Here is an 11,709-nt window from a genome sequence, read left to right as displayed (position 1 = left end):
GGATTGGGGGGCAGGCAGACATTCAGCGGCCCCGACCAGGGGAACACCTACGACCACCATTACGCAGAATTCGAGTATGCCAATAAGATCAAGCTGCACGTTCAGTCCACCAATATGGACAATACGTGGAACAGGGTCGGGTTCCATGTTCAGGGTTCGAATGGGTATGCCGACGAAAAATTTCAAATATATAACTCGAAAGGGGAGTTGCTCTGGAGGCACCGCGACAAGGACGAGACCCTCGGGGCTTCCCAAAAATGCCAGTCCGACTTCATCAACTCGATAATCGACAACAGGCCCCTGAACCAGGTGGACTATGGAGCGAAATCCACCTTGACCACCATTATCGGGCGCATGGCCATCCACTCCGGGAAAATAATCACGGTGGAGGAGGCCCTGAAATCCAATAGGAGTATTCTGCCAAAGGAATTCAGCTGGGATGCGGATATGCCTTCTGTGCCCGGACCTGATGGAAATTATAGTATACCGATTCCCGGTAAGGCCGAAGTACTGTAAATCGATCAAAAAATGATTTTTGGTTATATGACCAAATGATTGGAATCTAATAAATGGAACAATAGCAATACTAAAATCAGATTATATGCCAACTCCCACAATAAAGGAAGGCTCAAAAATTAAAAGATATTTAAAAAAAATCGGTCCCGGTATTATTACGGCGGCCCTGGTCTTTGGCTCGGGATGTCTTACAATATACGCCAAATTGGGCACCAGTTTCTGGTATTCATTGCTTTGGGTATTGATACTTACAGTTATATTGATGGCGGCATTTACGAAAATGTCGGACAGAATCGGACTGGATAGTTCCGTTTCTTTTTTTGAACGGATAAAGTACGAATTGGGCAAGCCACTTGGTTTTTGCATACCAATTATTGTGATAACCGACTCTAATACCACCTTTTCGATGTCAAAACAATTTTTAGGGGGTATCGCGGGAATCCATAAAGTACTGCGACAACAAGGGCCTCTAGAAGGAATTTGGTACTTAGATCCAAACGAAAAGTTGTCACCGGGACAATAAAAGGAAAAAGATAGGGTATATCAAGAATATGCTGAATAATATGATGGCGCTAAAATAATGCAAAATATTAAAAGCAGGACTGGAGATTGGTAAGTTGAGTATGCAATATATTTAACAAAACGATTAGATAGGTTGAACTACCATCTGAATTGATGGGAGGCCAATCTGAATTTTTAATAATTAACAATGACAAATATGAAAACTGTATTCTTTTTAATAATTGCTTTGCTACTTAGTGTATTCAGTTGTTCTAAGCCAAAAACAATGATTACTATTTCTGTTGCAGAACAAAATGGCTTAGAAAGAAGTTTAGAATATGTACAGGCAGATATAACCCTAGGGCAAATTTTGGGTCCCATAGGGAATTTGGTAGCAGTCGGGCCAGATGGTGTTGTCGTTCCCGTTCAATCAACTGACACCATCAAGAATGAAAATGGCTTTTTTTTGCGTATTGTGTTTCCGGTAGCTATAAAACCCAATGAAATAAAAAAATTCAGTATCGAGCATAATGAGGAAGTAAGAGACTCTTTACTTAGTGATTTACACTTTTCCAAAACCGACCATTTTGTTGAAAACAAATATTACAAAGCCAATTTTGGAACAGGACAAGATAAGCGAGGCGGACAAGTACTGAACCTAATTTTAAAAAATTTCAATAATCAATTGTTGCATCGAAACCATAAGACCCCTATACATTGGGCCCCCAATTTTTCGAGAAGCGATTCCAAACGTTATTATACAATGGAATTCTTATCTCAATCCTCAAAAAATGAGCTTAAGGGTACGGGACCTTATACAATAACAAAAACCCGATCGGGAGAGACAGATAGCATTCCTGAAATACATGTAGAGGGGGAATATATCTTTTATGCCGGACTCCCTTATTTTGAATTTACGTCGACTATTACGGTAATAGAGGATGTAAAGTTGAAACTTTTACGTAATGACGAAATGACCATGGATAGTCTTTTTACCGACCTTATTTTTGCCAAACCCGACAATTCTATTGTGAATTTAGGATTGTACAAGGAAGAATTTGATATTTTAGAGGAGGAACATATTACAGATGATTCCCCTTGGTTGGCATTCTATAACAAGGATAAAGGCTATGGTTTTGGTTCTATTAGACTTGATTATGAAAATACAAATGTGAATGGAGAGGAGTCACCTTTACATAAACCATACACTAAAATTAGTAAATCGGTGGGCAATGGCCGTTATTGGAACCGGATCCTTATCGCCGATACCATTTTAGCTGTTCCAGCAGGTAGTAGGTATTATGAAAGAAATGCTTATTTTATATTTAATGCCGATTCCGAGAGGGCCGAGGACGAGGCACTTTATTATTCCGAGCGTTTAAATCACCCTCTTGTGGTAACCGTCGATAAATACTACTAAAATGGACCTACAACAAATCAGCGAGACTCTTGCCCAAAATATTGTTCCCTATCTTTTGGAGGTACGAAGATATTTGCACCAAAATTCGGAAAACCAATGTATTATGGCACATGATTTTGTTTAGATGTTGGAAGAAAGTGTATTTTTTTACATCGGAGGTCATGAATTTAGGGAAACGGTCCTGTTCCCCGCTAATCTTGACGCATTGCCAATTATTGGCTCAGACAAGAGATTTCGAGTTTTAAGAGATAAAAGTAATTAATGAATTAAAAGTATGATTCGGAAAAGAGAACAGAAATTATTCACCTATCTAGTAATTCTATATTTTATTTTTTATGGTGGATTAACATTATACGCTCAAAATGTCATACCTATATGGTCCAATTTAGTGCCAAATTCAATAGTGAATAACAATTACAGGGAGGTGCTCACTTATGATGAGGACAATGAAGTTAGGGGAATAAGTAAAGTTATAAACCCAACCTTGACTATTTATTTAGCAGATGAAAACAAATCCAATGGTGCTGCTGTGATTATTTGCCCAGGAGGTGGTTATTCCCATTTGTCAATCAATAAGGAAGGTTATAAAGTAGCTAAATGGTTAAATGATATTGGTGTATCGGCATTCGTTTTAAAGTACCGATTGCCGAACGATTTGATAATGAAAGATAAAGCTTCCGGGCCCCTTCAAGATGCACAGGAAGCTATTAGGTTGTTAAGGCGCAATGTTGGTAATTGGAAGTTGAATCCCCAAAAAATAGGAGTTATGGGCTTTTCCGCAGGTGGTCATCTTGCTTCCACACTATCTACCCATTATAATGAAAAAGTCTATAATTCCGATACTATAAATGCTAGGCCAGATTTTTCAATTTTGATTTACCCAGTAATTTCGATGTATGGGGATATTACCAATAAAGGCTCCAAAGTAAATTTATTGGGGGAAAATGTAAGTGCTGAATTAATCGATAAGTATTCCAATGAAAAGCAAGTAGACGTGAACACACCTCCCTCCTTTTTAATACATGCGATGGACGACAAGGCTGTTCCAGTGGAAAATAGTATTAATTATTTACTTGCACTTAAAGAGCACCAGGTGCCTGCAGAATTGCATATCTATGAAGAAGGGGGACATGGTTTCGGATTGGGTAGGGAAGGAGCTAACCACCCTTGGCCTGAAGCTCTTCAAAAATGGCTAATAGCCCATGATTTTGTAAATGAATAATCAATTATATTCTTTTCTGATTTTTGACTTCCTTGCGAAGATGATTGGTGTTTAAGATATGGTAATTGTGGATGCTATTTATAATCAATAACAGGGTGCCATGTGAATATAAATCCCTGATGTGGTAGTGATAAATAATACACCAACGATTAGAAGATGTATAGGGAATAAACCATGTGCCTTTTCCAAAATTGAAGAAAATAAACTTAAATATATGAAAATCAAAGAATTGATAAAGTCCCTGGGACCTGGATTTATAATCGCCTCGGTAGTGTTGGGCCCGGGCAGTATAGCGGTGGCTTCCAGTGTTGGCTCGGAAAATGGGTATTCGTTTTTATGGGTCATTGTAATGGCAGCGATCTGTATGATGGTATATACATCCATGGCCGTTCGGTTCGGATTGACGAATAAGGAATCGATACTTCAGACCATTGCCAATACATATGGCCGTTGGTTTGCCATGATCATCGGGGTTTCCTCCTTTATATCAGCTTCCTGTTTCCAGTTTGGAAATAATTTGGGAATCGGGATAGGAATGGAGGGAATAACGGGGATAGATGAACGTATTTGGCCAGTTGTTTTTACCGTGCTGGCCATCGTATTGCTCTTTTGGGCCAAGAACTTATATAAAGTTTTGGAGAAATTGATGATGTTCTTGGTGATGATCATGATTGTGGCATTTTTGGTCAATCTTTTGCTTACTAGGCCAGATATGGTGGAGGTAGTGAAAGGATTTTCGCCCTTATCCTTCAATTTGAAGAATATGGATGTTATTTCGGCCCTTGTGGCCACTACTTTTGCTATCAATGGAGCCATTTATCAATCGTATCTGGTGAAGGACAAAGGTTGGAAAATAGACCATCTGCAACGTGGAGTGAACGAAAGCAATATGGGCGTGTTCTTTCTGGCCTTAATATCAATGCTGATCATTATTACCTCTGCTGCTGCGTTGCACCCTCAGGGAATCAGTGTAAGATCTGCTGCCGATATGGCCATACAGTTGGAAGCACTTTTCGGAAGTTATGCCAAGGTCATCTTTAGCCTCGGGCTATGTGCAGCTGCCTTTTCCTCCCTTATGGTGAACGCCGTAATAGGTGGGGGCCTGTTGTCCGATGGATTCGGGATGGGCCGCTCCATGAACCAAAAGATGCCAAAGGTATTTACTGCAATAATCTTGATATTGGGAATGTTGGTCGCCGTATTTTTTCGGGGGGATGTCATATATGCATTGATCCTAGCTCAGGCGTCTACCATTTTAGCGGTTCCCTTTATAGCCGGCGGGATGTATCTTATTTTGAATAACCGAAAGATCATGGGGAAGTTCCGAAATACAAAAAAGCAAAACCTGCTTGCGGTATTTGGGTTTGTGCTCATTGTGGTGATGGTCTATTTTTTGGTAATGAAACTAAGTACACTAGTTGGATCTGTGATCAATTAAAGGATAATGGGCGGATATAAAAAATATGGTAGTAAAACGTGTGTAAGAACATGATTGAATTTTATTAAAAACAGGAATTTTTATGAAGGAGTATCCAAAAGAAATATTGAACGAGAAGCAGCTGGAGACGTTATTGTCCCAGCCAACCGAAGCCACCGTTGACATGTTTAAAACGTTGGATGGGGACATTATTTTCCTTGGCATAGCAGGAAAGATAGGACCCTCACTTGCACATATGGCCAAAAGGGCCTGTGATATGGCAGGGGTTTCCAAAAGGATCATTGGGGTCTCGCGCTTTAGCAACAAGGACGAACAGGTATATATTGAGGGGCTGGGGGTCGAAACCATTAAAGGTGATCTTTTGGACGAAGCCTTCCTTGAAAGCCTTCCAAGGGTGAAGAACGTATTCTTTTTGGCGGGGATGAAATTTGGATCCGAAGACAACCTTTCCCTTACCTGGGCCATGAACTCCTTTTTACCTGGATTGGTAGCCAAACATTTCAAGGACTCCAGGATCGTAGCCTATTCTACCGGGTGTGTCTATCCTTTGGTCGAAATAGAGTCGGGCGGGTCCAAAGAAAACGATAGGCCCGTAGCGGTAGGGGAGTATGCCCAATCCTGTCTGGGAAGGGAAAGAATGTTCGAATACGGTAGTAAGGCGAACAATACCCCTGTAGCATTGATAAGATTGAATTATGCAGTAGAGCCGCGTTACGGTGTTTTGGTGGACATTGCCTCCAAAGTGAAGGCCGGCCGGCCGGTGGATCTGTCAATGGGGTACTTCAACGTTATCTGGCAGGGCGATGCCAACAATATGGTATTGCGTTCCCTGGAGCGAACGACCGTTCCGGCCAATATTATTAATATAACGGGAAAGGAGACCCTCTCCGTGCGAAATGTGGTCGAGAAATTTGCCCAGATCTTTGGAAAGGTTGCAAGTTTGGAGGGGGAAGAGGCCCAGACCGCGCTTTTGAGCAACCCGGACAAGTCCTACGAATTGTTCGGTGCCCCCGAAGTGCCAATAGATAAGGTAATTGAATGGACGGCCCGTTGGATGGATAGCGACAAAAAAACATTGGGTAAACCCACCCATTTTGAGGTTCGGGACGGGAAGTATTAGGCCATCCCATACAGGAAGTAGCATGGCCGATTTATTTTTCCAACATAACGGTCGAAAAGAACAAACCATGATCGATCGTACCTATACGCCCGATCAATCATACGATAAAAAATAATAATATGCATTATACAGAATTACCGAAAGATGTTTTAGAGGCTCTTCAGAAGGGGGTGGTCATACCTGCATTGCCGTTAGCACTAAATAAAGAACGAAAATTGGATGAGCGCCGACAACGTGCCCTTATGCGATACTATTTGGATGCTGGGGCCGGAGGTGTCGCAGTGGCCGTACATTCAACACAATTTGAGATACGTGAACCTGAATTTGATCTATTCGAACCCATCCTAAGGATCGCAAAAGAGGAATTCGATGCCTTCACACGCAAAACAGGAAAACCGATTATCCGAATTGCGGGGATTATTGGGAAGACCAAGCAGGCACTAGGTGAAGTGGAATCGGCCATGGCCAATGGCTATCATGCCGCCCTTTTGAGCCTAGGGGCCTTTAAGGATGCGACCAACGAAGAGATTTTGGAACATTGTAGGGCCGTGGCCGAAAAAATCCCGGTTATCGGGTTCTATTTACAGCCTGCCGTGGGGGGGAGAAAATTGGATGTAGATTTTTGGAGGGCGTTTGCCAATATTGAAAATGTTGTGGCTATTAAGATGGCCCCTTTCAATCGCTATCAGACCTTGGATGTAGTCCGTGGGGTAGCAGAGTCGGATAGGCCGCATGAAGTTACGCTCTATACGGGCAATGATGATAATATCCTTATCGACCTATTGTCCGAATACCAAATCGAGGTTGGGGGCAAAGTAGTCAAAAAAAGAATAGTAGGGGGGTTGTTGGGCCATTGGGCGGTTTGGACAAAAGCTGCGGTGAAGTTGTTGGATGGTGTACAAAAAGGTGAATATGACAATGACGTACAAAAGGTCATAACCCGGTCCATTCAGATTACGGACACCAACGCAGCCTTTTTTGATCCCGCACACAATTTTTCTGGTTGCATCCCCGGGATCCATGAAGTTTTACGGCGTCAGGGATTACTGGAGGGGCTATGGACCTTGAACGAAGATGAGGCGCTTTCCCCAGGTCAGTTAGAGGAGATAGATAGGGTATATGGAGCATACCCCCATTTGAACGATGATAAATTTGTCGCGGAGAATATAGATAGGTGGCTGTCCTAGGTCCAAAAACTTTTTGAAGCTATGAATCTTATTCAATAATCTTTCTTTAATAAAGTGACAGAACAATAATAGATGCCATTATTGACAGGGTATAAAATTAAAGGATTGAAGTATGTTTATGCAACAAAGGTTGCGACACGAAATGGCCCAAAGGAATGAGTTGTAAGTCCTTTGAGCCATTTGGTGCGGGGTCTTATTGTTGTATAGTTGGTACCATTAAAGTTCTACTTACTAATCAGTCGGGTTACAAGGATAATTTATTCAACTGTCGAATACTACAAAAAAATATTTTTAAAAAATCGGTATCCCTCAATAGGTTCACTATAAAGAGTTATTAAGTCACCACCAAACCACTCTCTTTATAGTCCTGATCAAAAATGTGATCGATCAGTTCAGCTTCCTTTTAGTTTGTCTCACCGTTATAAGTTCTCCTTTCTCTTGATATTTTCTTATTTTAACCAGTAAACACACCCTTGTCCTTATTTTTATTTAAATATGGCAAGTCCGTAATTTAATATTGGATTCCCTTGAACAATTCCCCATAGTGCTCTGAAGGAAGAAATATCCCACCACTTTCGTCATAAAACGACTTGCCAGTTGTGAAGACCCCATTTTGTGCCTGTGTCCATTCTGCTCCTGTCCTTGGGTGATAACTTTCCAGCTTGTCCCAGTTTTTATAGAACTGATGGCCGTTGGTTTCCAATAGGCCGATATCCATCATGGGAAGCGGTGCTAGACGTGCGGCGATCGATTTGTTCCAGTCCACCAAAATTGGGTTTACCGTAAGGTCGGCACTAAAACAAGGTACCTTTCGTTCATGACAAGCCTGAACAATTTTCAGGGTCATACTGAGGGTCTTGGCTATGGCCTTTACGACAATGGTACCGTAACCCTGCTCCATTCGGTCTATAGCGTCTTGTACGGTATGTGCGCTTTCATCGGCCGCTATCATGACCCCTACATCGCCTACATATGATTCGTCATTTTCACCTAGAGGCTCCTCTATAACCGCAATCTGGTCGAATGCCCCGATCTTTTTGGCATGGTCCAAAAAGCGCAGAAGTGTGTCCTTGGATCCGTACCTTCCGTTGGGGTCGATGTAATAGGGGATTTTACCGTCTTTGGTATGCGGTGTTTCGTAATTCCCGATGGCCTTGTGTACGTTGGAGAGGAATTCCATATCATGCTCCAACATCTCTTTTTGAGTGCCTTTAGATCCCGTTTTAAGTTTTAGGATAAAATAGCCCTCGTCGGCCGCGGCCTTTATTTTTTCGATCTCCGTACCAACTGGAAAGGAGGGGATGCTAGCTACCTTTTCATGCCTATGGGATAGTCCAGGTCGGAATTCCGATGGAACCATTTCATCGAAGGTCTGGAGGTTGTTTTCATGAGCATAAAGTAGCCATGCTGCATTATCGATGCAAACCAGAGAGTTCAGCGCAAAGGTCTTTCTGAGGTCCTTTTTGCCCGTTATTTTTTGACCATAAGCGTGGACTTCAGGCAAAATATTGTCTAGTAATTGTATAGGGTCAGTAAAGGAACTGCCCTTTATTAGTTGCAATGCCATTTCGCTCATCGCGAACATCAGCGCGTTGGCCCCGTTTTCGGAATGGGCACGGGCCACGCTGCCGTCGGACCAAAGGGGACTCTGGGTACCCAGCCCGATTTTCGAAATACCCGATTCGCTTTGTAGCCAAGCGGCCGTCTGCCAAAGTTGGGTAACGGCACTTCCCCCAAAACGATAGGGATTAAGCGCTTCCCTTTCAAAATTGGAACTAACGTTGTTAATCTTGATTTTTGATTGCATTTTTTTCTCTTTTCCGAGTAAGTTAATATTTAATGGCAGCCCTATGGTGCCAACGACCGTAGCCGCGGCGGTTTTGTTTAAAAACTCCCTTCGCTTCATAAATCTATTGTTTTCTATTCATTTTTTGGAATATGGTTCAAGGTATACCACGCTTCCGAAGACCATAGGTTTTGACCGTTGGCACTCTGAAGATTATCTGGAATCCTTAAATATACAACATGTTCCTTTTTTAGTCCCGGTACTTCCAAATATAGTTTCTTGCCGTCTTTTGATAGGTTTGTTGCTGTTACCTCCAAACCCTCCAGATCCATTTTGGGGCCTCCGTATTCTTCAGTAGGTTTGTACCACCATTGGGTTAAAAAAAAGTCGGATATATCAACTTCCAAGATATTTGTCAAGGGCTGGGTAAATTCTATTTCGAAACCTTCGGGCTTTGCCCGTACGGCCAGCATTTCAAAAGTAGGTTTGCCGTTGTACCTTATACTTTGTAGGCCGTATTTCTTTTCCTTCCAGGTCCAACCGCCTACCATACCTATTTCCCCGATATAAAGGGCTCCGTCAGGACCCCAACAGAGCCGGTTGACTCCTGCTGTGAGGCCCTGGGTAAAACGGAAGACCGCGCCTTGGTAACTGCCGTTTATTTTTTCAAGAAAATCTCGTTTTATACCCCCGTGACTTACATCTCCATGAAGCATTTGCCCCTTGTAGGGACCATCCTTCATTTCTATCGGCTCTGAAGGTGAATTGCCAATTTCAGTGTCTGGAAGCCAAAGAGCAGGCTGTACCATTATTGGTGGTTCTTGCAATGGATCTAAAAGACCCCATGCCATACCGTGATATTCTCCTTTTTTAACATGAATTAGTTTATTGGCCGGTAGCCACTCTCCCTGATTGTCCGTCACGAAAAGTTCTCCGTCAACACCCTTGCCGATTCCATTGGGGGTTCGTAGGCCATAGTTGATTCGCTCATAACTTCCGTCAGGAGCTATTTTTATTGTTCTGCCGCGATCTAATTTCTGTTTTTCAGTGGCCAACAGTCGCATTGCCATCGATAGCGAAACATAAAAATATCCCTTATCGTAATGCAGGCCGAAGGCGAATTCGTGAAAATCTTCCGTAACCTGCCATGTATTGCAGATGGCCCTGTATTCATCAATAAGGTCGTCACCGTTGAGGTCTATCAACTGGGTAAGTTCGTGTTTTTGAAGAACAAATATATTACCGTCTACAACTTCAATACCTAGCGGTTCATGTAAACCGGAAGCGATTCTTTTACTCTTCATCTTTGTACTGTCTCCGTCCTGAAATCCATCTAGAATATATACCCCACCTTCGGTATCCCAAGTAGTGAAAAGCAGTCTGCCATCTGGCAAAAAGGCCAATCCACCAACTTTTGGCTTCAAATCCCCACCATGTAGGGTTGTCAGATCATAACTAGGATGGACCTCTTCAAGAGGCATTCCATGGCCGGGTGTGGGATAGTGTTCTTTGGCTGCAACCTCAAAATTCCTGACATAGGGGGTATACCCAACCGTATCTTCGTCATTCTTTAGGCTTAACACATAGTCCAACATCTTTTTAAGTTCCTTTTCCTTGAGTAGTGGATGAGGGTTCATTACACTTTGTCCCCATGCTCCCGAACCGCCTTTCCGTATTTTTTCACTTAGATGAAGAATATTTTCCTCATCATTGGGGTAGCGTCGCGCGATTTCCGTAAAGGCAGGCCCTACATTATTTTTATCCACCTCATGACAGGTGAAGCAATCGCTTTCCTCCATCCACATCCTACCCAAATGGTCATAAGATGCCTTAGGTTCAGGAGGACTTTGTTCCGGAAGGATGTTAAAATAATCCGTTTTGACACTAACATTGTTCGAGGCGAGTTTAAAGTATTCATTATCTTGTTTCAAAAAGAGAAAAGTTTCTTCTGGTACCCCGTCCGTTTCAAACCATCTTTCAAGACCGGGCCTACCTGTGGGGTCCTCTACAAATTCGGGGCGTTCCTTTACCTGAATAGAATCGCCAGAAAGTAGGACTAGGGAATATTTTAGGTACAGCTGATTATTTTTAAATTCATACCCCTTATTTGCTATTTTTGAAGTTTCCTCTTTCCCGTTTCGTTTCACAATCCACTGTTGTTGAATACTATCGGAAATATAGGTAGTTCCCCACGAGATTGGTTGAATGTTCTTTTTAGCCGTGTAGGGAGCTCCCTCCATGGAAACACCCCCTTTCCATGCTTTATGAAGTGTACAATGAGCAAGATCATATGCTATGTACATTTGAGAATCTAGGGCAACGGTCAACATTCTGGGTTTCTTGTCCAACACCGACCGGAAAGCCCAGACATCTATCGGGCGATGGCTCTTAGCCTCTTCGTCATTGGTACATGAAGACAATGTACAAAGGGAAAAGATACCTACCGTGACAATTTTAATTCGTAATTTCATATATAATGTTCAGGTTTTTGGGAGGTGTTGACTAAATGGGGTAGAACC

Annotated in this window: 9 protein-coding genes and 1 pseudogene; 8 read left to right on the top strand and 2 right to left on the bottom strand. The window is 42.4% G+C overall.

Going from position 1 to position 11,709, the window contains the following annotated elements:
* The 8 genes and pseudogenes from MWU78_RS16040 to MWU78_RS16010 all read left to right on the top strand — a co-directional run.
* Positions 1-516 (top strand): annotated as a pseudogene (locus tag MWU78_RS16040) (hypothetical protein); the annotation flags it as partial.
* Between the two features lie 85 nt (positions 517-601).
* Complete coding sequence (locus MWU78_RS16035) at positions 602-1,039, top strand: divalent metal cation transporter (protein WP_246999547.1); 438 nt, start codon at positions 602-604, stop codon at positions 1,037-1,039.
* 264 nt (positions 1,040-1,303) lie between these two features.
* Positions 1,304-2,437: a hypothetical protein gene (locus MWU78_RS16030; protein WP_246999545.1), complete on the top strand. Its 1,134-nt coding sequence runs from the start codon at positions 1,304-1,306 to the stop codon at positions 2,435-2,437.
* Position 2,438: 1 nt separating this feature from the next.
* The gene (locus tag MWU78_RS22465; protein ID WP_281503856.1) at positions 2,439-2,561 is read left to right on the top strand and encodes a hypothetical protein; all 123 of its coding nucleotides are present in this window, start codon (positions 2,439-2,441) and stop codon (positions 2,559-2,561) included.
* A gap of 150 nt (positions 2,562-2,711) precedes the next feature.
* A complete protein-coding gene (locus MWU78_RS16025) occupies positions 2,712-3,659 on the top strand; it encodes an alpha/beta hydrolase (RefSeq protein ID WP_246999543.1) in 948 nt (315 codons plus the stop codon).
* A gap of 214 nt (positions 3,660-3,873) precedes the next feature.
* Positions 3,874-5,097, top strand: a complete 1,224-nt coding sequence (locus MWU78_RS16020) for an Nramp family divalent metal transporter (protein WP_246999541.1) — start codon at positions 3,874-3,876, stop codon at positions 5,095-5,097.
* A gap of 82 nt (positions 5,098-5,179) precedes the next feature.
* Positions 5,180-6,217, top strand: coding sequence for a hypothetical protein (locus MWU78_RS16015; RefSeq protein WP_246999539.1), 1,038 nt, complete (start codon positions 5,180-5,182; stop codon positions 6,215-6,217).
* 119 nt (positions 6,218-6,336) lie between these two features.
* Positions 6,337-7,404, top strand: a complete 1,068-nt coding sequence (locus tag MWU78_RS16010; protein WP_246999537.1) for a dihydrodipicolinate synthase family protein — start codon at positions 6,337-6,339, stop codon at positions 7,402-7,404.
* 511 nt (positions 7,405-7,915) lie between these two features.
* On the opposite strand, the gene MWU78_RS16005 is transcribed toward MWU78_RS16010, so the two are convergent.
* The gene (locus MWU78_RS16005; protein WP_246999535.1) at positions 7,916-9,310 is read right to left on the bottom strand and encodes a mandelate racemase/muconate lactonizing enzyme family protein; all 1,395 of its coding nucleotides are present in this window, start codon (positions 9,308-9,310) and stop codon (positions 7,916-7,918) included.
* 14 nt (positions 9,311-9,324) lie between these two features.
* The gene (locus tag MWU78_RS16000) at positions 9,325-11,661 is read right to left on the bottom strand and encodes a c-type cytochrome (RefSeq protein WP_246999533.1); all 2,337 of its coding nucleotides are present in this window, start codon (positions 11,659-11,661) and stop codon (positions 9,325-9,327) included.
* Positions 11,662-11,709 lie beyond the last annotated feature (48 nt).

It is taken from the genome of Arenibacter sp. F26102, assembly GCF_023015865.1.
Lineage (GTDB): Bacteria > Bacteroidota > Bacteroidia > Flavobacteriales > Flavobacteriaceae > Arenibacter.
This window is presented reverse-complemented; position numbering and strand designations above follow the sequence as displayed.